Raw genomic sequence first — 22,080 nt, 5'->3', positions numbered from 1 at the left:
TGACGGGCTAATGAAAAAATGAATTACAGGCTAAAATTAAGTATTAACATCAAAATAGCCCACAACAAAATGTCTGGGCTATTCTTTTATTAGCGTATTTAAATTCGAATTTTACTCAAAAACCAAAATATTGATTGGCATTGCGGTAACTGATGTCCTCCACCAACTTTCCCAGCCACGGAATATCATTAGGCAGCTCTCCGTTTTCGACGTCGCTGCCGATCAGGTTGCAGAGGATTCTGCGGAAATATTCGTGCCTTGGATAAGAGAGAAAACTGCGGGAGTCGGTGAGCATTCCCACAAAACGGCTCAATAAGCCCATGTTCGACAATGCGTTCATCTGGCGCTCCATGCCATCTTTCTGATCCAGGAACCACCAGCCCGACCCAAACTGCATTTTCCCGGCAACCGTGCCATCGTTGTAGTTACCGGTCATGGTCGCCAACACCTCATTATCTCCCGGATTCAGGTTATACAAAATGGTTTTGGCCAATTGATCGGTTGAATCCAACTTATTCAGAAATTTGGACAGCGCCTGCGCCTGGCTGTAATCGCCGATTGAATCCCATCCGGTATCGGGACCCAACTCGCGCAACATACGGGCATTATTGTTCCGTAATGCACCCAGGTGGAACTGCTGCGTCCAGCTCTTGGCATGATCCATTTTTGCCAGGTCATACAACAAAACCGATTTGAAAGCCAGACTCTGGCTCTCCAAAGGCTTTTCGCCTCTCAACGCAGCGGCAAATGCTTCCCGCGCCGCAGCTCCATCAAAATCTGCATAGATATGCTCCAGACCGTGATCCGACAGACGACCACCCATCGAAGCGAAGAAATCGTGGCGGTTTTGCATTGCGGCGAGCAATGCCTCGTAAGTCCCGATCTCGCCAACCTCCGATGCCTCTGAAAGCCTGGACAGATACTGTTTGAAATCCTCCGGCGAATCGATCAGGAGCATCGCCTTGTCCGGCCGGAACGTCGGCAGAACACGGATGTTGAAGCCGCTCTCGCTAATTTGCCTGTGATAGTTTAGTGAATCGGTGGGATCATCGGTCGTACAAATCACCTTTACATTCATCCGGTTCAGTAAACTTTTTACTGAATAATCGGGCTGTTTCAACCTCGCGGAACATTCTTCATAAATCTCTCTGGCAGTATCTTTATTCAGTAGGATATCGATATCGAAGTACCGAAGCAGTTCCAGGTGTGTCCAGTGGTACAGGGGATTGCGCATCGTGTACGGTACCGTAGCCGCCCATTGTTCAAACTTCTCCCAGTCGCTGGCGTCACCGGTGCAATACCGTTCGTTGATTCCGTTGGCACGCATGGCTCTCCATTTGTAATGATCGCCATAAAGCCAGATCTGCGTCAGGTTCTCAAACTGCTTGTCTTCGGCAATCTGGTCCGGCGGCAGGTGGCAGTGATAGTCGATAATGGGCATTTCCTTCGCGTAATCATGATAAAGGATTCGCGCAGTTTCCGAACGGAGGAGGAAATCGTCGGAAATAAAAGTTTTCTGTACGGCGGTACTTATCGTTTCCATCTTTTTGGTATTTCGGTCACAAACTTCTTTCAATCCCGTATTCGAGGCCCCGCAACTCCGCAAGCCCGCGAAGGCGCCCGATGGCCGTATAACCCGGGTTCGTTCTCTTTGTTGCGGATAGGTCATCGAGCATACGGTGCCCATGATCAGGACGGAAAGGCATTCTCAGATCTGTTCTACCTTCTTTTTCCCTCCTTTTCTGCTCGTGTATCAATGCTTTCATCACGCCATACATATCTACATCGCCGTCGAGATGGTCAGCTTCAAAAAAACTTCCGTCATGCTCTCTCTTGGTGGCACGCAGGTGGATAAAATGGATCCGGCTTCCAAGCCTTTCGACCATCCCTGCCAGATCATTATCAGGCCTTACCCCATACGAGCCGGTGCAAAAACAAATCCCATTGGCTTCGTTGTCAAAAGCTTCAAGAAGCATTTCGGCATCATTTTCGGTGCTTACAACTCTCGGAAGGCCCAGGATCGGATACGGTGGATCGTCGGGGTGGATCGCCAGCCTGATTCCCGATTCCACAGCTACCGGCCCGATTGCCTGAATAAACTGGTACAAATGCGTCCGCAATTCAAAATCGCCGATATGCTCGTAAGTTTTCAGGACCTTTCTGAATTCCTCGATCGTGAAGCTTTCCTCGGAACCTGGTAGTCCCGCAATAATATTGCGGACCAGCTGCTGTGTTTCCCGATCGGAAGCATTGTCCAGCCAGCTTTTCGCAGCGTTCTTCTGCTCTTTCGTGTACCATTCCTGCGCTTCTGGTCTCTCTAAAAGGTAAAGATCAAATGCAGCGAATTGTGTTGCATCAAACCGCAAACCGGTTGAGCCATCCTTCATCGGTGCATCCAGGTCGGTGCGCGTCCAGTCGAGAATAGGCATGAAATTATAGCAAACGGTATCGATGCCACATGCTCCCAGGTTCCGTAGCGACTGCTGGTAGTTCAGTATATGTTTTTCAAAATCCCCGGACCGGGTTTTAATCGATTCATGAACCGGCACACTTTCCACCACCGACCACGTCAGGCCAGCATTCCCGATCATTTCTTTACGTGCCTTAATTTCCGCGATTTCCCAAACTTCGCCATTGGGAATGTGATGTAATGCGGTGACTATTCCGGTTGCGCCCGCCTGACGGATATCCTGCAATGAAACAGGGTCGTTGGGGCCAAACCAGCGCCAGGTTTGTTCTAATGCCATTGTTGTAAAATGCGCTAAGCCGTAGGCTACATGCCATAGGCATTACGCTGATGCTATATTTGTGATTTACTTTATTCCTCGATCCGGCTTACAGCTTATCGCTACTAAGCCACCAGTCTGTGCTCCGGTACGCGTTCACGCAATACTTTTAATGCCCGGCTCATTTGTGTCTCCACGGTTTTCACCGAAATGTCCAGCCGTTCGGCTATATCCCTGTACCGCAGCCCTTCTTCCCGGCTAAGCCTGAAAATCAACTGGCATTGCCTTGGAAGCGCCTTGATGCAGCCCTCAATATGGTCATAAAATTCATTGTATGAAAGCTCCTCGGCCGGAGAAAAATGGTCGGCATGGTTCATATTCCATTGTACCGATTCCAGTGAGTCCCGCTCATTCTGCCTGTGGATACGCAGCTTCAGGTAATCCAGCGCCTGGTTGCGCACAGCTCTGTAAATGTAAGCCTGAAAGGAAGTATGCACTTCAATCTGCTCCCGATTTTTCCAAAGTTTCACAAATACATCGGATACGACTTCCTCCGCAATTTCCCTCGTGACCACCACACGCATTGCATAGTTGCAAAGCGACCTGTAATGACGGGTAAACAACTCGCGGAAGGCATGATAATCACCGTTAGTCACCACTCTGCCAAACAGGGCTTCCAGGATACTCTTCTGGGAACAGGCTGATGGTAATGTACTGGTAAATGAATTTGTCTCCATGTAAACTGAGCTAGGTTAATTATAGAAAATTTCCAGGATTTGTAGTGGTATTTGGCCCCTTGTATTCGTCGATGAATAACCTAGTTTACACATTGAATCGCTGATACACAAAAATAAATCTTGAAAAAAAGCAATAAATCTACGCAACCGTTCCCGGAACCGTTCCCAATCCCGCAATTTTTCCCGGAACTCGGTGCGAATTTTAGTAATTTGTGCAACTGGTCACTTCTGGTGCATTTCGAAGGATTTCTAGTAAGATTGTACTATTTCCATATAACCCTATGAAGAAGGTTTCTATCACCATCAAAGAGATTGCCCGCCAGCTCAATATTTCCAAATCCACCGTTTCTCGGGCATTGCGCGACAGCAGCGAGATCAGTGAGGAAACCAAACGGAAGGTGATCGATCTAGCCGAGCAACTCAACTACTATCCCAATCCGATTGCCATCAGTCTGCTCAAGAACAGGACCCAGACGATCGGCGTCATTGTGCCGGACATAGCCAATCGCTTTTATTCATCCGCTATCGGCGGCGTGGAAGACATCGCCTACAGCCGCGGCTACCACACGATGATCTACCAGAGCCACGAGCAACTGGAAAGGGAGCGTTCTGCGACCCGCCACATCGCGTCCCGGCGCGTCGACGGCCTGGTTGTTGCGATATCCAGTCAGTCTGAAAACATCGACCACTTTTCCTCCCTGCAGGATCAGGGCATCCCGGTGGTGTTTTTCGATCGGGTGAGCGATGCTATGCAAACACACAAGGTACGCGTGGACGACTACAAGGGCGCATTCGAAGCCACGGAGCACCTGATCAAACGAGGGTGCCGGCGCATTGCACACATTGCGGGACCAAAACCGGTATCCATTACCCGGTTCCGGCTGGAAGGTTATAAGGATGCGCTCAGAAAATATGATATTCCGTTTCAGGAAGAATGGGTCCTGCACAGCGAAATTACCCAGGCAGGCGGGACCGAGCGTACCTACCAGCTCATGGCGCTGCGTGAGCGACCCGACGCCATCTTCGGCGCCAGCGACCGCATTACGATGGGAATTCACTGGGCTTTGCGACAATTGGGCTACAAAATGCCGGACGATGTAGCGGTAGTCGGTTTCTGCGACCTGGCGATGTCCTCATTGCTCGACCCGCCCGTGAGCTCTGTCACACAGCCTTCATTTGAAATGGGCCAGCAGGCTACATCACTTCTGCTGGATTTGATAGAAAGCAAAAATACCCCGGCCGAATTCGAGACCAGGGTATTGCAATCCAATTTGGTAATCAATAAATCTTCGATGAGAGGCGTCTAGCCGGTAATGGTCTTGAGTTTTCTTTCAAATTCGGAAAGGATCCGTTCTTTCATCTGCACCTTGCGTTTCTGGATGTTAATGCGGCCCACGGCTGGCTTATCCAGTTCGGGGTCGCCCGTTGCAGTACGGTCGAATTCCAGGATCGCGAATTCAAGGTCACTCTTTTCACGCTTGGCAAGCCATTCCAACTCCCGGTATTTGGTCCTCAGTTGCTCCTCCGGGCTCTTCAGGTCAAAAGCCGGGTATTTACGGCTGATTACCCTTGCCAGATAGCTGAGTTCGAATATTTTATCACATATCATCCGGAAACGTTCCGCCAGTTCCTTATCTGCGAGCTTGAAAGGAATCTTGATTTCCTTCCATTTGCTAAGCAGCACCTTGGCCTCCTGCGAGGCTTCGATAATATCCGGCTGTCTGAGGAGGTTTTCCGCCTGTTGCAGCAACTTCTGTTGCTCGACGATACGCGGGTCTACGCGTACTTTCGGCTCGATGCCTTTTGCAAGGTTATACTTGTCGTAGAATAGTTTAAGGAAGTGGCGGTACGCTTTATTGACTTTAAAAAAGCGCTTCGGCGGAACTTCACCTATATTATTCCACGCATTGCGTACGTCACGTGCTTTTGCATAGGCTTCATCGAGATCCCGGGCGTAGCTAAGTGTTTTAGTTATTTTAATCAGCTTCTCATATTCTTCTATGCGGTGCTGATTGATTTTGTTCTGCTCGTCGAAATAGTCACGCCGGCGCTGGAAGAAGTCGTCCAGGATTTTCTGGAAAGTCGTTTCTACTTCTTCCTGGTATTCTTTTTCAACCGGGCCGGTGCGGATCCATTTGGCTTTGATTTCCTGGATCTGGTCGGTGGCAGCGGCATAATCAGCAACAGCAGCAGCAACTTTGACGTCTTCGATCAGTGCGCGCTTGATTTCCAGGTTCTTGAGCTGGTTTACTTCGATCAGGCCTTTGAGATACTCTTCCTTTTCTTCCAGTCTTTTCAGCAAGGGCACAAAATCGCCCAATGCATCGAACCCTTTCAGCTTGCGTTGCAGCTGTATCAGCTTCGTCAGGTAAGAGCCTTTATTAAGCGCTTCATCAATTTCCTGTTCCAGCTGCTCTACTTTGTTCAGGACAATGTTAAAACGATTCTTGAAATAGTCAATCGCTTCCTGTTCAGTCCTTTTTACTTCTCCAATTTGCCGGTCGGGGAAATCCAGATACCCCTTTAAAAATACTTTGCTGTCCTTAACGTAGCCGTATTCATCATTCAATGTGGCATTTTCCATTCTTTCAATTTTTTTTATCTGCTAAGTGTAGGGATATATAACGATATTTGTTACGCACAAATTAAACAAAAAATGAGTAACGAAACCATTATTTTCTCAATGTCTGGGGTCAACAAAATCATTCCTCCCAACAGACATATTATAAAAAACATTTATTTATCGTTTTTTTATGGTGCAAAAATCGGGGTTCTTGGTCTGAACGGATCCGGTAAATCAACTCTTTTGCGTGTCATCGCCGGCATCGACAAGGACATCCAGGGAGATGTAGTTTTTTCTCCCGGCTATTCTGTCGGCATGCTCGAACAAGAGCCTAAACTGGATCCCGGTAAAACTGTCAGAGAAGTCGTCGAAGAGGGCGTACAGGAAATTGTCAACCTTCTGAAAGAATTCGACGAGATCAATGAGGCTTTCGGAGCAGAAGACGCCGATTTTGACAAACTACTGGAAAGACAAGGCGAAGTACAGGAAAAGCTGGATGCAGCCGATGCCTGGAACCTTGATAACCGCCTGGAAATTGCGATGGACGCTCTTCGCTGCCCACCGTCGGATACATTGATATCAACACTTTCGGGTGGTGAAAAACGCCGGGTCGCGTTGTGCCGCCTCCTCCTGCGCCAACCTGATGTGCTCCTGCTCGACGAACCTACCAACCACCTCGACGCCGAATCTGTATTGTGGCTGGAAGAACACCTGAGACAATATAAAGGAACGGTCATTGCCGTAACCCACGATCGCTACTTCCTCGACAATGTGGCCGGCTGGATCCTCGAACTCGACCGTGGAGAAGGCATTCCATGGAAAGGCAATTACACCTCCTGGCTCGAACAAAAGCAGGAACGACTGAAAAAGGAAGAGAAAACCGAATCGAAACGTCAGAAAACGCTGCAACGCGAGCTGGAATGGGTTAGGCTGGCCCCCAAAGCAAGGCAGGCTAAGTCCAAAGCCAGGTTGGGAGCCTACGAAAAGCTATTAAGCGAAGAAGGCAGAGAGAAAGAAGAAAAATTGGAAATCTTCATCCCTTCCGGCCCCCGATTGGGTAACAAAGTGATAGAGGCCCACAATGTGTCTATGGGATTCGGGGACCGGTTGTTATATGAAAACCTGAGTTTTGCATTACCTCCCAACGGTATCGTAGGTATTATCGGGCCAAATGGTGCCGGTAAAACTACTCTGTTCAAACTAATTACCGGACAGCTGAAACCACTCACCGGACATTTCGACGTTGGTGAAACTGTTCAGCTCGCTTATGTGGATCAGGAACACGACAATCTGGATCCCGCCAAAACCGTGTATCAAAGCATTGCCGACGGTAACGACTGGATCATGATCGGCGGTAAACAATCCAACGCCCGTGCCTACGTGAGCCGGTTCAACTTCGGCGGCGGCGACCAGGAGAAAAAAGTCGGTACGCTATCCGGTGGAGAGCGCAACCGGGTCCACCTGGCCATGACTCTGAAAGAAGGCGGCAACCTGCTGCTGCTCGATGAGCCCACCAATGACCTGGACATAAACACGCTTCGTGCATTGGAAGAGGGTCTTGAAAACTTTGCTGGTTGCGCGGTAATTATCTCCCACGACCGCTGGTTCCTCGACCGTGTCGCCACTCATATCCTGGCATTTGAGGGAGATTCTCAGGTGTACTGGTTTGAAGGTAATTTCTCGGAATACGAAGAAAACCGCCGCAAGCGCCTCGGCACGGATGCAACTCCCAAACGGATCAAGTATAAAAAGCTGGCCTAGCCGACGCTCATACGGTATTAATATACTCAAGCACTCACATTTCCGTGAGTGCTTTTTTTGTCACCAATTGTAGAATTTATTTCCTGTTCCTCTTGAAATATAATTTTATTATTCTACCTTTCTGTCAAATTTTTCCCATCCTCTATCAACTTAATACTTACATAAGCTATTGAAATAATATTCATATAGACTAAAACTAGAATTCCTCTTCTACTTCGTTTCGAGTGCTTTGACGGCATTCAACATTACCACACCATCCTGGGAATAATGTATCCACCAAAAAAAATCTACAAGTATTGTAGATTTCCTACTGATGCATAAATTATAGTCGAATTTTAACCGCCCACTGATAAAACCTTTATGTACGTCAAACATTTATCGCAAACACGCTTCAAGTCAAACTATCTTTTATTCCCAATCTTCGTCTTTTTCCTGCTCGCACAACCTACCCCACTTCATGCCCAGCGCGAGCTCATCCTCAACACCACAGGGTACGGGTTCGATCGGACGGCCCCTAACGGCATCAACCCGGGTCAATGGGAATACATCTTGAAATTTGCCAATCTTAAATACAATGGTAAGGATGCCAGCCCTACCGCCGTGCGCCTCCACATACAATGGGAACACTATGAACCGACTCTGGGGAATTATCAACGCCAGAAAATGGCACAGGCTGTAAAGGCAATCCTGGATATCAACCCCAATATGAAGGTAGCTCTCCACTTTTCCTATCTTCGCCCTGGCTACTGGAACGATAGTTACCTCTCCACTGTCGACATTGCCCAGACATCAACGGGCGTGCTTATCCGTGACGCCATTGCCCACACTGCGCCTTCGGTATACTCCGAGTATGCGACCGGAAGGTTTCTTGCATTCGTCGATGACGTCCTGACCCAGGTTCAGTCCTATTCATCGAGGATTCTGTACGTAGCCATGGGCAATAATGGTTCCGAGGAATTCTATATACCGAATCAGAACATCAACTCGATGAACTATGCGGGAATGTTTGAAGGGAAGGCACTACAGGCCTGGCGAACCAAATTCTTACCGGCCCGTTTTCCGGGACAGACTAACGTAACGTGGGGACGAAATACCTACCCCATGGCTACCGCGCCGCAGCCAACCGACGGGAATTATAACTCCGAAATCGGGCGCGACCTTCACAGGTTTGCGGGATGGGGATTATTGAAGCTTTTCAAAGGCTTTTATGAAACGGTTAAAAGCCGAAGCTCTTCTATTAAAGTACTCCATTTTATATCTGATTTCGGATCTGTACAGGGCAACAACTGGCACCTTCACAACAGCACCCTGGTTTTGGCTCTGGAGTTGTCCGACGGGATCTACCATACCGACGGTACCAATCAATATGACTTATGGAAAAAGATCATGGGCATTGATTGTATCAAAGGTACCTATCCCAATAAAATTGCCGGTGTGGAATTCGACCCTATCGACCTCGCTCAGCCGGACGGCGGCTCCGGAATCAACGGTGGGATTCCCTATGAGTGGTTTCCGCGGGCGTACAAACACGGTGCGGACTATGTTCATATTGCGATGCGTTATGACGACCTCGAAATGCAGCAACTAGCTCCAACGCTCGCATTATGTCGGGAACAGTATATCAAATCATCCTATCAGCCACCAGCCCGGGCAGCAGCCATAACTGTGAATACTTTCCCGAACGTATTTACAGGCCAGTTCCTGTTCGAAGCATGGAACCAAACCGGCGGACAAAACTTTGGGCAATCCGATCTGAAACCGGTATCTATCAGAATGACGGATACAGGTTACTGGGAGAAAATCTGGGATAACGGCAGCTACCTTCCTTGTAACTTCTCCGTGAATGTCAATACCTCACAACCGAAGCCAGTCGTAGGCTCACAGGTAACCCTGAGCATCAATTGTAGCGGACAGGAATGTAATTCCGCCAATTACATATGGAGCGGCGAAGGTACAAACAACCGAACAGGGAGTTCCATCACCATTACAGCACCGATGAATCCCGGTAACTACAGCTATTCAGCCACCTCGACCAGAAGCGGATGCAGCCCGAAAAATTCAGCGATGACTTTGGCGGTAACGAGGCCATTGCCTGTCAAACTCATCAGCTTTACGGCCGTCAGGGAGCAGGGACAAGCTCTGCTGTCATGGGCAACATCTGATGAAGTGAATAGTGAAAAATTTGAGATAGAACGAAGCCTGGACGGGAAAAAATGGATTATGATTGGCACAGTGGCTGCCAGTGGAAAAACCACCCAGACAATAACCCGATATGGTTTTACTGACATCAACCCGGTAGCGGGCGAAAACCTCTATCGCCTTAAAATGATTGACGCGGATCAAACCTTCGCATACAGCAAAATCGTGAATCTCAATTTTAAGTCCGGCGCATTTGCAAATACCTACCCCAACCCCGCAACCGACAGGGTGATCATCGCTGCGGACAACTGGGAAACTGTCAAAATCGTACGGATTTTCAATAATGCCGGCCAGACAGTCTACACCTCCGAAAACCCGGAGCAGGAAATCAATGTTCAGCCGCTTGCAACAGGTCCGTATGTCATCGGGCTAGAGCGACTCAACGGTATACAGGAAAACGTGAAGTTCGTGAAGCAACCCGGCAAATAGAAATAGGATCTCTGTGGCGTTTGCCCTAAGGGCATTTCTTGCTAACTTTCGAACGGAATCAGTTTTTAGAATTGTCAATGAGCCAATCTTCGTCTTTGCATAAAATACATTTTATTTCAATAGGTGGCAGCGTGATGCACAATCTGGCCATCGAATTACATTTAAAGGGATTCATCGTCACGGGATCGGACGACGAGATTTACGAGCCATCGTCGAGCCGCCTCCTGCAATACGATCTGCTCCCGCCTGTTACAGGGTGGTTTCCTGAAAGGATCACCACCGATCTCGATGCCGTGATATTGGGAATGCATGCGCGGCAGGACAACCCGGAGCTTGCCAAAGCCAGAGAACTCGGAATTAAAGTTTACTCCTACCCCGAGTATATTTTCGAACAGAGCCAGAACAAACAACGGGTAGTGATTGCCGGAAGTCATGGTAAAACCACCATTACCTCTATGATCCTGCATGTCCTGAAATACAACAAAAGGAATTTCAATTACCTGGTCGGAGCGCAGATTGAGGGTTTCGATAATATGGTAAGGCTTTCGGAAAACGCGCCGGTGATCGTCATTGAAGGTGACGAATATCTGACATCTCCGATTGACCCTACTCCGAAATTCATGCATTACCAGCCACACATTGCACTGATCAGCGGGATCGCATGGGATCATTTCAATGTTTTCCCTACGTGGGAGTCGTATGTGAAGCAATTCGAACTACTGGCAGATTCCCTCCCCAAAGCAGGTGCGATCATCTTTGATGAGACAGATGACATGCTGGATGTTATCGGTCAGAAAGGAAGGCCGGATGTAGTGAGCACGCCTTACAATGTACATCAGCACAAGATTGTAGACGGAAAAACCATTCTGATCACCGCAGAACAGGGAGAGGTACCCGTTCTGGTGTTCGGAAGCCATAACATGAAAAATATCAGCGGCGCCCGTGAAGTATGCGAGCGCCTGGGCATTACCGACGAGGAGTTCTACCAGGCCATTCAATCTTTCAAAGGTGCATCGAAAAGGCTGGAGCTCCTAGGAAGCAAAGGCGGCGTAAATATTTACCGCGATTTCGCTCATGCTCCCTCCAAGGTAGAGGCAACCACCACGGCCCTTAAGGAGCAATATCCGGAAAGAACGCTCGTCGCTTGTGCCGAACTACATACTTTCAGCAGCCTTAACAAGGAATTTCTGACACAATACCGCCGAAAATTAAAATCCGCGGATATCGCAGTCGTCTATTACAACCCGCTGACACTGGAACATAAGCGGCTCGAAAGCCTGTCAACGGAAGACATCCGGACGGCTTTTAAGAGAGAAGATCTGAAAGTGTTTACAGATTCATCCGAAATGGCTGCTTTTTTGAAATCGCTGGCGTGGAAAGATGCGAATCTGTTACTGATGAGCTCCGGGACTTTCGGCGATCTCGATCTGAAAAAACTGGCGGAAGAGATTTTGGCATAACAAGGCTAGAAAGCGTTTTAACTAATATGAAAACTTCATCATGCAATCCATAGTCGTCTATTGCGGTTCCAATCCCGGAAAGAAAACGCTTTATGCAGAAGCCGCTTACGCATTGGGAGCGGAACTGGCGAAAAGAAAGATCAGACTTATTTATGGCGGCGGGAACATGGGTCTGATGGGCAAAGTCGCGGATGGCGCCATGGAGAATAACGGCTTCGTGACCGGCATTATCCCCAATTTCCTGGCCAAACTCGAAGTGGCGCACAAGACCCTATCCGAACTGCACTTCGTGGACACCATGCATGAGCGAAAAGCCAAAATGGTGTCCATGTCCGACGGAGTCATTGCCATGCCGGGAGGCTATGGCACTTTTGACGAATTATTTGAAATCCTGACCTGGTCACAACTCAAAATATTCGCGGGCCCGGTAGGACTTTTGAATGTCAATGGCTTCTACGATCTTCTGCTTCTGCAATTGGATAAGATGATCGAAGAAGGCTTCCTGCGGCCTGAAAACAGATTGTTGCTGGTCGTCGCGGAGGATCCGGCGACGCTCCTTGATAAAATGGAGGCCTACCGTTTGGAAAATCAGGGAAATAAGCCGCTCGACAGGTCGTTGTATGTAGATAATAATTAGCCATCCCCTGCCAGAACGATGCGTGCTTTTCTTTTACTAGCTGTTTCCATGGTCTCCGCGCTGAGCGCCAATGCGCAACTTGAGAATCTCGGAAAAACGGTCAACACCGAATACAACGAAATCAGCCCGATTATTTCCCCTGACGGAAAGACGATCTATTTCTCACGGGTGAGCCATCCACAAAACACGCATGGCCCGAAAGGCAGCCAGGATATCTGGTTTTCAGAGCTTAAAAACGACAAATGGACCTCCGCCAGACGACTGCCCACTCCGCTGAATAAAGAAGACTATAACAGTCTGTATAGCATTACACCGGACGGCAATACATTGCTGATCAAGGGTGCATACAAAAATGGCTCCTATGAGACGCGTGGGTTTTCGATTAGCAAAAAGACTGCAAGAGGATGGTCTGCACCAAACAAAGTAGACATCCCGGGATATACTAAACTAAGCAAAGGGCAGTTTGACTGTGGCTACCTTTCGACCGACGGCAAAGTGCTCGTGATGTCGTTCAGCGAAAAAAAGAACAGTAAAACCGATGATTTATACGTCAGTTTCAAACAAAAGGACGGATCATGGACCAAACCGCTAAACCTGGGTGCTGAAATCAACACGGAAGCATTTACTGAAACTACCCCTTTTTTGGCTCCCGATGGTGTGACATTGTATTTTTCAAGTGACAGAAAAGGCGGACAAGGTAGTAATGACATCTATTACAGCAAACGAATAGACAAGTCCTGGAAAAGATGGAGCAGACCGGTCAATCTTGGTCCGGCCATCAATTCCGACGGTTATGATGCCTATTACACGATCTCTGCTTTGGGAGATTATGCGTATATGGTCTCGTTCAAGGATACCGAAGGAAAAGGCGACATTGTTCGCCATAATCTCCAACCCAAGCCATCTCCGGCAGACTCTGCCACGGAGGCACCGGTCGCCGTGGTTCCGCCTTCGGATCCCGTAGTGATGATCAGCGGCAAGGTGATCGACTCTAAAACCGGCAAACCGGTGGAAGCCACGATCATTTATGAAAACCTGGCCGATGGCGAAGAGGTCGGAACTGCGACCACCAATCCTACCACCGGGGAATACAAAATCGTACTCCCTTACGGGCAGAAATACAGCATGCGGGCAGTAGCGCCCAATTTCATCGCGGAGGGCGAAAATATCGACCTGACCGACTCTACCGATGGCAAGGGCAAGAGCTTCCGGGAAATTGCAAACAAGTCACTGAAACTGATTCCCATCGAAGAGGGGCAGATTGTAAGGCTTAACAACATCTTCTTCGCAACTGGAAAATCCACTCTCAACACCGAGTCATTCCCGGAATTGAACCGTATTGCCATTTCAATGGCCGAAAATAAAACGCTTGCCATCGAACTCGGCGGGCACACCGATAATACGGGTAGCACTGAATTCAACCTGAAATTATCGCAGGACCGTGCCGATACCGTCCGAGAATATCTGATCGGAAAAGGCATTGAACCCGATCGGGTAGCGAGTAAGGGTTATGGTGAAACTGTCCCGGTTGCCAAAAACGATACCCCCGAAGGCCAGCAGCTCAACCGACGCGTAGAGTTTAAGATATTGAAGAAGTAGGCACCACAGAACTTTCTGGTCTCCGCTCTTTGATCGGTTTCATTCCAAAAACGATCCGTAGGAAGTTGAACCGCCTTATTACAAAGTGGTAAAGCGTAAAACAGACCGTAAATGTAGCCAGGCACAGGTAAGTAAATTTCGCAATCCAAGGCCACGGAGAAAGCATCAGCGGATAGGCAAGGCAAATAATGACAGTCTGGTGCAGGATATAAAATGGATATACAGCCTCATTGGCATATCGCAAAAACCCATTCGTAAACTGAAGGTATTTGTATCCGTATCCAAAAAAGGACAGCAGAATGCACCAGGCATTTACAGTCTTAATTACTGCGTAAAAAAATAAACCAGTTCCATCCAAATCAAGCGCTCTGGTCCAGTAGAATACGTACAGAACCGTGGTCAATGCGATCCAGATAAGCAGGCTTAATCTTCGGAACTTTTTAAGAGACTCCCAGAAGCCTTGTTGCGTACAGAATACAAATCCGGTTACAAACAACGTGAAGTCATGAAAATGCTCATTCCAGTCCCTCGTCAGATTATGGGTAGTCGGAAACTTGTCTGCCAATAGTATACTTCCGCCGACATGCCACATGACCGGCAGCAGAATGAGGTTAGCTGGGTTATTAAAAACACGCGATAGTCGTGCCGTGAACCCCTCAGCTCGTCGCAGTACCAGCAGCAGCGGTAACCCCAGTAACGAATAAAAGAATATATACGCCAGGTACCACAAATGGTGCCAGCTGAAACTTCCCTGGGGATAGGGCACAAACTGAAACACGGTCTTGAAAAACACAGGATAACTGTAAGTCTCACCTTGCGTGATGCGTTCGAAAAAAATCTGCGGCGGAACGATCACGAACATCCCAAATAGCAACGGGATTAATATCCTGACTAACCGGTCTTTCAAAAAAGCACCCGAGCTCCGGCTACCAAGGGCAAAGTAAACGCCTGCCCCCGATATCATGAAGAGCAGCGACATCCTCCATTGACTACTGAAACGCATGGGCCATTCAACTACCCGCGTCAATTCATTGTTCTTGATATGCCATTCCCAGTGATTGAAAAACATACCAACATGGAAGAATATCAGAATTCCAAAGGCAATAACCCGTAACCAATCGAGATCGTAACGACGGATTGGGGAAATAGGATCGGACCAAGTAATTTCATTTTTCATCGCATTGAGTTTTGATTGAAATCCAAAACTATGCGCCATGTCTGCATCAAAACGACCGTCCTTATCCGTTCGATGTTCTTCCCGATAAGTCAGAACCTACGTTTTTTCCGCTTTTGCGGTATTCAGAAGGGGTTTGTCCGCTAATTTTCCTGAAAGCGGTATTAAATGCAGATTTCGAATTGTACCCGACCATTTGCCCGATCTCCTCGATTTTGATGTGATCATTGACTTCGTCTGATAATAATCGCTGTGCTTCGCGAATACGATAAGATCCTGCAAAATCAAAAAAGCTTTGCTTTAATTCTTCATTCAGGATCTGCGACAGATGATGGGTGGACACTCCGAGGCGTTTGGCCAATACCGGCAATGAAAAACCCGGATCCAGAAAGGGCCGCTCAACATTCATGATTTCTTGTAACTTTCCCAATGTCAGCGTTTGGATCTCGGCTGTAAGAGATGATTTTTCATACTTCTTCATCACCTTCGTATCGGGTTCCTGGAAAAACAGGGACTTCCTCAGTACACTAAAACTGGTGACGTAGATAATCAAGGATATGAATGCAGAAATGATATGATCGCCTAAATCATGCCTGAATGACGTTCGGACAATGAAAAAGATAGCAACCAGCAGCGACAGCTGCAGATGTATGTCGCGGTACCAGCCAAGAGGTATTTTCTCTCTGGTAAAGAAATTGACACCGTTTTTCCTGAAGGTGCTTCGCAGGAACAGGTAGCCTGCAATGTTATACGCCATCATACTCATAAAGGTGAGATCATTGATGTGCCATTTAGGAAAAAACATCCAGGTGCTCCCATAGGAGGAAGCGTCAATTTCTCTCATTTCAGGGTGAAATGAACCGATGTTAGCATTGTATTTATACGCTATACTTTGTGGATAAATAAGCAGGCACATATAAAGCAGGTAAGCAGCTGCCGGCACAAAATGCAACCAGACCCGCTTGGCGGCACGCCCCGTCACGCCAGCTCTGATATACAGGTAAGCGGCCGGAGCCAGAAGCAAATTCAGCGGCTCGCTGAAATCCACCAGCCACAACACCCTGAACATATAGTCAGTATATCCCAGCCAAACGTCACTGATGATCACAGATAACCCCAGCATCAGTATTCCCAAAAAGAGATTGGGTAAATTGTTGCCTTTAGAGTGCGATAGAAAAAAATAGGCCAATATCAACCCCTGTACACAACCCAAGAGCATGAAGACTGAAAAGAGATCGATACGGGCAGACGGCGGAGCGGGAATCATAGCATACATCTCGGTTTTCAAATATACAAAATCGAAGACGTATCTCTCCCGGTTATCAAAACAGGGAAAAGCGAATAGACGCGGTCAATAGAGAATAATCAGAAATATGAACACAACGAGCCACAATGCGCCGGTAAAATGCCAATATCTGGTGAAGAGTTTAATCCGCAGGCGGTTAGGCGGGTTGACACTGTATACGAATGAATCAACGTAGCTTCTGTTTCTGATTGCCCTCCTGAAAAGGTTGCTCACGTACAGCACGCCACCGATCATATGCAGTAAGTGAAGGCCGGTAAGCAAATAAATAAATCCCTCGGAGGTATTCACTCCGCTGAAAACACCGGCACCCACCATCTCCATCCATCCTCCGGCCTGTAACAGTATGAAAATAAGGCCAAGCAAAAAGGTGGCGCCCAAAAACACGCGATAATGTAAAAAACGCTCACTCACAAACGCGAGGTTCGCCTCATGTAAAGTAATGCTACTGAACAAGATAACAAGTGTACTGAGCCAGAACATATCCGGCAAGGCTACCAAATGGACGCTTTCTCTTTGAGTACGGATCAGAAAAATAATGAAGATTGAGGCAAAAAGCAGAGAACTTCCGGCCACACCCAACCATAGCATAAAACCCAAAGGTTCTCGACGCTTGGTGAAAGGATTTTCCTTCTGTTTGGTGGTGTGTTTCGGACTCATCTCCCTGATTTCAAATCTAAAAAAGCGCATTCATAAGTGAATATAACGACTATTTTACTGCTTCGAACATATCCGGAAACATTAAATTATTTAAGAAAGCCTTGCCAAAGCCTTAATCCGGCAAAATATTCTTTCAGATTTTTCTCCTCCTCAAATATGCCGAATAACGTCGACCCGGATCCACTCATCGATGCATATTCCGCACCCAGCGAATACAATTTCGTTTTAATATCTTCTAAAAGACTATGTCTTGGAAAAAGTGTTGCTTCAAAATCATTTTTGACCTGATCTTTCCATTCAGCAACAGGTCTTTGAAGTACATTACGCAAATCCAGGTCACTTGGTTTCGCGACAATGCCAGAATATGCTTCAATTGTTGATATATGTATGCCCGGATTGACCATTACAATCCATTTGCCAGACAACGACATCGGAATGTCTTCAAAGCGATCGCCCTTTTCGAAACAATACGCTGGTTTGTTAAGAATAAAGAATGCACAATCACTACCCAAATGACGTGCGTAATTCTGCCGTTGCGCTACCGAAATGCCCAGCTGAAACATGGCATCGAGCGTATTGATGACAAAGGCGGCATCTGCTGACCCACCCCCGAGCCCGGCGCCGATCGGAATGGACTTCAGCAAATGGATGTGCACAGCCGGCAGGTCGTAGTCTGCTTTCAGGAGATTATAAGCCTTTACGCAAAGATTGTCGGAATGTTCTCCCGGAATCGGGTTGCCGTCGGCAAAAAAGGCAAACTGGTCTCCCGGCACGATTTCCAGCGCATCTGACCAACCCACCGGGTAAAAGCAAGATTCGATATTATGGTATCCGTCGCTTCTTCTTTCGACGATGTTGAGTCCGATGTTGATTTTTGCGTTGGGGAATACGAGCATTGCGGTAACGAAATTGGCCTGCAAATATCCGGATTTTGCTATAAGCCCACCACTGCAGGTTTAAATTTTATTGCTCCCAGCGCCATTCCTGCCCAATGATCAACTCCTCTTTCAAACCTTGCGAAATCAGGAAGTCACGTGTTTTCTGATCCGACAATTTCTTGACGGGTATATTTTCTACATTGGATAACGCATACAGATACATCGATGCAATCCTGACGGTGTTTTCAAGCTGATCCTTATTCACCAGGCTGAAATCGTCGCAGTCGGCGTGATAGCATTGCAGTACATTGGGGTCCAGGTGGCCTGAAAGCCCGGCGATAGGAACACCTTCCAACATAAATGGCTGATGATCACTGTGTAACCCGGCAGTATTAGTAGTTTCGTTTTTATATTCACGGTCCACTGAGCGAATGGCTTGACCTACGGTCACAAAAAAGTCGTTCATTTCGTCTCTGCCAAATGCATTCGCTCCCTTAGGGTCGTTCGTCATATCCAGGTTCATCATATACGCAACCTTGTCGATTGTTCCTGCTTTCTTCAATTCGCCCACAAAGTGTTTTGACCCCAGCAAACCTTGCTCCTCGCCCATGAACAGTACAAATTGAATGGTCCGTTCGGGTTTGACTTTCAACGCCTTGAATGCCCTCGCAATATCGATAACTGCAAATGAACCTATGCCGTTATCGATCGCGCCCGTTGCAAGATCCCAGGAATCGAGGTGGCCCCCGATAATTACCTTCTCATCAGATTTGCCTTTCAGCGTGGCGATCACATTACGGGCCTTAATCGGCTTGGAAATGTTGTGCATATCGATATGTGCTTCCAACGGCCCTTCGTCCTTAATCCATTTCCTGATTTCATGACCACTCTCGTTGGAGATACATACAGCTGGAATGGAGATAATGGCTCCCGTTACCGACGCTGTGCCAGTCAGCAAAACCTTTCCCGGGGCACCATTCACCATGATCATTCCACGTGCACCATACTTAATCGCCAGCGCCGTTTTTTCAGACCTGTGCAGGTTTTTTTTCCCGGTCACTCCAACCAGGTTAATATTGGCCAGCGCCACCTTTCCCTTGATTTTGTCTTTCAAGGCCAGAAAATCTTCCTCCAACCCATTCCCCACGTCCACAACCTCTCCCTGAAGGGTGGATTCGACGGGCGAGTGCGCAAGAGAAACTACCGGCACATCCCTGAAATTATCACTGCTACCTGGTGCTATGGAAAGCGTTACGGTATCACGCATCCAGGCCTCCACTTCAAAAGGTTGGTACACCACATCCGTAAAACCATAGCTTTTCAGCAATTTGAAAGCATATTCCTCGGCTTTCTCTCCATTGACGCTCCCTGTTAGGCGATGTCCGATTGTTTTCGTCGCTTCACCCAGCGTTGCATATGCTTTGCTGTTCGCTCTGACCTCCCGGTCGAGCTTCGAGAATGGTTTTTCCCACTTCCTGTCGTTCGGGCGAAATTCGGAGAACAAAAAAAACAACCCGCCAATGAGAACAACTTGTACAACTTTCTTCATAATTCCCGATAAAGGATGTCAGCAACTTCAATTTTAACTCAAATATCGCATAGATAATCGAGCTCATGCAAGGTAAACACAAAGGAGACCCGAAAATCAGTCCTTTAGTTTCATAAGTTCTTTAAGATACAGAATTTTCGTTATCAAATATTCTTTTTGCGCCACGTGCCTCGAAGCACTTTTTTAGCTAATTTTGTTTAAGTGTTAAATTAACACTTAATAAACTTCTTTTCTTAGAGTTATTTGAACATTTTTGTATTTTTTAGCACTTATATTTAAAGATCAAAGCATTTCAAATCAAAATAATCATATTTCGCAATGTATTTCCTTGGATTCGATTTAGGCAGTTCGTCCGTCAAAGCATGTTTGATTCACGCAGATACCGGGGTCGTCGCCGCCTCTGCGTACTACCCTGAACGGGAGATGACAATTGCCGCCCCGAAACCCGGCTTTGCCGAACAGGAACCTCAAATGTGGTGGGAAAATGCCTGCCTGGCCTCCCAAGCTGTTATACAAAAAGCAAATGTTTCACCCGCCGAAGTGGGTGCCATCGGAATATCCTATCAGATGCACGGCCTAGTGGTGGTGGATAAGGACATGAATGTGCTCCGCCCTTCCATCATCTGGTGTGACAGCCGGGCTGTTGAAGTAGGCAATACCGCTATGGATGCATTGGGTGAAGAATATGTTCTCCCGCATCTGCTCAACTCCCCAGGTAACTTCACCGCCTCCAAACTCGGATGGGTAAAGCAAAACGAACCAGACGTTTATGCCCGTGTACATAAATTTATGCTTCCGGGCGACTACCTGGCTGCACGAATGACCGGCGAAGTAGTCACTACCCCCTCGGGGCTCTCAGAGGGCATTTTCTGGGACTTTGTTAATCAACGTCCGGCCGATTTCCTTTTTGACCACTTCGGGTTCAGCCCGGGTATTTTGCCGACGGTTCTCCCTACCTTCTCAGAACAAGGACAGATTACTGCCGAAGCAGCATCTGCACTCGGCTTGCGCGCCGGTATTCCGATAACCTATCGCGCCGGAGACCAACCCAACAATGCATTCTCACTGAATGTACTGGAGCCGGGAGAAGTAGCTGCAACCGCCGGAACTTCCGGTGTTGTCTATGGTGTAAGTGATCAGATCAAATTTGATACCAAATCAAGAGTTAATACTTTTCTACACGTCAATCCCATCACCGCATCGTCGCGCTATGGGGTGTTGCTGTGCGTAAATGGTACCGGCAGTCTTAATGGCTGGCTCCGTAATGCTTTGTTCCAGGGCAATGTCTCCTACCCTGAAATGAACAGCCTTGCCGCAAAAGCTCCCGTGGGATCAGATGGTCTTTTCTGTTTGCCTTTCGGTAACGGTGCTGAGCGCATGCTTGAAAACCAGGATCCCGGGAGCACATTCAAAGGCCTGCAATTTAGTCGCCATGGGCTCAGTCATTTCACAAGGGCTTCTCAGGAAGGAATTGTGTTCGCTTTGTACTACGGTATGGAAATCATGGAAACAGTGGGCGTATCCCTTCAAAATATCCGCGCGGGCGAAGCTAACATGTTCCTTAGCCCGGTGTTCAGGGAAACGTTCGCCAATGTATCCGGGGCTACGGTAGAACTCTACAACACCGACGGTGCCCAGGGAGCAGCCCGTGCCGCCGGTTTCGGACTTGGCTATTACAAAACCCGCAAAGACGCATTCGTAGGCCTAAGCGCATTACGAACCATAGAGCCTGACCAGAACCTTGCCCAGGCCACCAAGGATGCCTATGCAAATTGGAAAGACGTACTTGAAAAAAGCCTGTAAGATCGTCGGCCCGGTTTACCCATGTATGCCGGGCCGACATTTCCTTCCCATTCAGACTTCCGCTTCCTGCTTCCTGGAAATTTCCTCCACCTTATGGGCAGTCACTTCCGTTACCCTGACGGTCTTATTCTCTTTGTTCAGATATTGGCGGTAAGTTAGCCTACCCTCGATCGACACCATTTTTCCCGTTGTCAGAAAAGACTCACAGCGCTGCGCCAGCTCTCTCCAAACCACTATGCTGTGCCAAACGGTATTCTTGACCTCCTCCTTGTTTTTGTTCACATATCCTTCGTCTGTTGCGAGTGAAAAACTGAGCATCTTACCGCCATCGAAGTCTTTTACGTTGATTTCGCGTCCAACATTTCCGATCAATTTAACCGAGTTCATACTTGTGATTGTTTAGATGATGAATGATTTTGTTACGCCGACCCACTCGGATCGGTTCTGCAAAAGTGTGCTGCAATCGAAAACTGATTCGGTTATTAACCACTTATAATCAAATAAAAACGCTTGCAGCCGTTTGCAAACGGAAAGATGCTTTTTGAGCAGTGCAGCAAACGAATTTTATTATATTGCATTCAGACGATTCTATGCACACCAAT

17 protein-coding genes are annotated in these 22,080 nt (G+C 47.7%); 7 read left to right on the top strand and 10 right to left on the bottom strand.

What is annotated here, in order from left to right; all coding sequences use genetic code 11:
* Window positions 1–115: 115 nt before the first annotated feature.
* The 3 genes from uxaC to BP71_RS31640 all read right to left on the bottom strand — a co-directional run bounded on the left by uxaC (window position 116) and on the right by BP71_RS31640 (window position 3,463).
* Entirely contained in the window at window positions 116–1,543 is a 1,428-nt protein-coding gene (gene uxaC / locus BP71_RS31650) for a glucuronate isomerase (protein WP_496385635.1), read from the bottom strand.
* A gap of 16 nt (window positions 1,544–1,559) precedes the next feature.
* Window positions 1,560–2,747 (bottom strand): mannonate dehydratase, encoded by a 1,188-nt coding sequence (uxuA, locus tag BP71_RS31645; RefSeq protein WP_496385634.1) that lies wholly within the window; start codon window positions 2,745–2,747, stop codon window positions 1,560–1,562.
* 104 nt (window positions 2,748–2,851) lie between these two features.
* Window positions 2,852–3,463, bottom strand: a complete 612-nt coding sequence (locus BP71_RS31640; RefSeq protein WP_295932685.1) for an RNA polymerase sigma-70 factor — start codon at window positions 3,461–3,463, stop codon at window positions 2,852–2,854.
* A 281-nt stretch (window positions 3,464–3,744) separates the two neighbouring features.
* On the opposite strand from BP71_RS31640, the gene BP71_RS31635 reads away from it, so the two are divergent.
* Window positions 3,745–4,770, top strand: coding sequence for a LacI family DNA-binding transcriptional regulator (locus tag BP71_RS31635; protein ID WP_496385633.1), 1,026 nt, complete (start codon window positions 3,745–3,747; stop codon window positions 4,768–4,770).
* Here the strand turns inward: BP71_RS31635 and BP71_RS31630 are convergent.
* The gene (locus BP71_RS31630; RefSeq protein WP_496385632.1) at window positions 4,767–6,047 is read right to left on the bottom strand and encodes a DUF349 domain-containing protein; all 1,281 of its coding nucleotides are present in this window, start codon (window positions 6,045–6,047) and stop codon (window positions 4,767–4,769) included. The genes BP71_RS31635 and BP71_RS31630 overlap by 4 nt on opposite strands.
* Before the next feature lie 72 nt (window positions 6,048–6,119).
* On the opposite strand from BP71_RS31630, the gene ettA reads away from it, so the two are divergent.
* The 5 genes from ettA to BP71_RS31605 all read left to right on the top strand — a co-directional run bounded on the left by ettA (window position 6,120) and on the right by BP71_RS31605 (window position 14,111).
* Window positions 6,120–7,787 carry an energy-dependent translational throttle protein EttA gene (ettA, locus tag BP71_RS31625; RefSeq protein WP_496385631.1) on the top strand — a complete coding sequence of 556 codons (1,668 nt, stop codon included), beginning with the start codon at window positions 6,120–6,122 and terminating at the stop codon, window positions 7,785–7,787.
* Window positions 7,788–8,147: 360 nt separating this feature from the next.
* Window positions 8,148–10,415, top strand: coding sequence for a T9SS type A sorting domain-containing protein (locus BP71_RS31620; RefSeq protein WP_496385630.1), 2,268 nt, complete (start codon window positions 8,148–8,150; stop codon window positions 10,413–10,415).
* A 77-nt stretch (window positions 10,416–10,492) separates the two neighbouring features.
* Window positions 10,493–11,875, top strand: a complete 1,383-nt coding sequence (locus BP71_RS31615; protein ID WP_496385629.1) for a UDP-N-acetylmuramate--L-alanine ligase — start codon at window positions 10,493–10,495, stop codon at window positions 11,873–11,875.
* Window positions 11,876–11,915: 40 nt separating this feature from the next.
* Entirely contained in the window at window positions 11,916–12,512 is a 597-nt protein-coding gene (locus BP71_RS31610; RefSeq protein ID WP_496385628.1) for an LOG family protein, read from the top strand.
* Between the two features lie 18 nt (window positions 12,513–12,530).
* The gene (locus tag BP71_RS31605) at window positions 12,531–14,111 is read left to right on the top strand and encodes an OmpA family protein (RefSeq protein WP_496385627.1); all 1,581 of its coding nucleotides are present in this window, start codon (window positions 12,531–12,533) and stop codon (window positions 14,109–14,111) included.
* On the opposite strand, the gene BP71_RS31600 is transcribed toward BP71_RS31605, so the two are convergent.
* The 5 genes from BP71_RS31600 to BP71_RS31580 form a co-directional block, all read right to left on the bottom strand.
* Complete coding sequence (locus BP71_RS31600; RefSeq protein ID WP_496385626.1) at window positions 14,092–15,288, bottom strand: acyltransferase family protein; 1,197 nt, start codon at window positions 15,286–15,288, stop codon at window positions 14,092–14,094. The genes BP71_RS31605 and BP71_RS31600 overlap by 20 nt on opposite strands.
* Before the next feature lie 61 nt (window positions 15,289–15,349).
* On the bottom strand, window positions 15,350–16,552 hold the full coding sequence (locus BP71_RS31595; protein WP_496385625.1) for a helix-turn-helix domain-containing protein: 1,203 nt from the start codon (window positions 16,550–16,552) through the stop codon (window positions 15,350–15,352).
* Between the two features lie 84 nt (window positions 16,553–16,636).
* Complete coding sequence (locus BP71_RS31590; RefSeq protein WP_496385624.1) at window positions 16,637–17,278, bottom strand: cytochrome c oxidase subunit 3; 642 nt, start codon at window positions 17,276–17,278, stop codon at window positions 16,637–16,639.
* Between the two features lie 56 nt (window positions 17,279–17,334).
* Window positions 17,335–18,144: a 4-(cytidine 5'-diphospho)-2-C-methyl-D-erythritol kinase gene (gene ispE, locus BP71_RS31585; RefSeq protein WP_496385623.1), complete on the bottom strand. Its 810-nt coding sequence runs from the start codon at window positions 18,142–18,144 to the stop codon at window positions 17,335–17,337.
* A gap of 67 nt (window positions 18,145–18,211) precedes the next feature.
* Complete coding sequence (locus tag BP71_RS31580) at window positions 18,212–19,675, bottom strand: M20/M25/M40 family metallo-hydrolase (protein WP_496385622.1); 1,464 nt, start codon at window positions 19,673–19,675, stop codon at window positions 18,212–18,214.
* A 318-nt stretch (window positions 19,676–19,993) separates the two neighbouring features.
* Here BP71_RS31580 and BP71_RS31575 point away from each other — a divergent pair, with 318 nt between their 5' ends.
* Window positions 19,994–21,478, top strand: a complete 1,485-nt coding sequence (locus BP71_RS31575) for a xylulokinase (RefSeq protein ID WP_496385621.1) — start codon at window positions 19,994–19,996, stop codon at window positions 21,476–21,478.
* Between the two features lie 51 nt (window positions 21,479–21,529).
* Here the strand turns inward: BP71_RS31575 and BP71_RS31570 are convergent, their stop codons facing one another.
* On the bottom strand, window positions 21,530–21,865 hold the full coding sequence (locus tag BP71_RS31570) for a single-stranded DNA-binding protein (protein ID WP_496385620.1): 336 nt from the start codon (window positions 21,863–21,865) through the stop codon (window positions 21,530–21,532).
* Between the last annotated feature and the right edge of the window lie 215 nt (window positions 21,866–22,080).

Source organism: Dyadobacter ginsengisoli DSM 21015 (assembly GCF_059568735.1).
The sequence above is the reverse complement of the archived record's forward strand: the minus strand, read 5'-3'. Positions and strand labels throughout refer to the sequence as shown.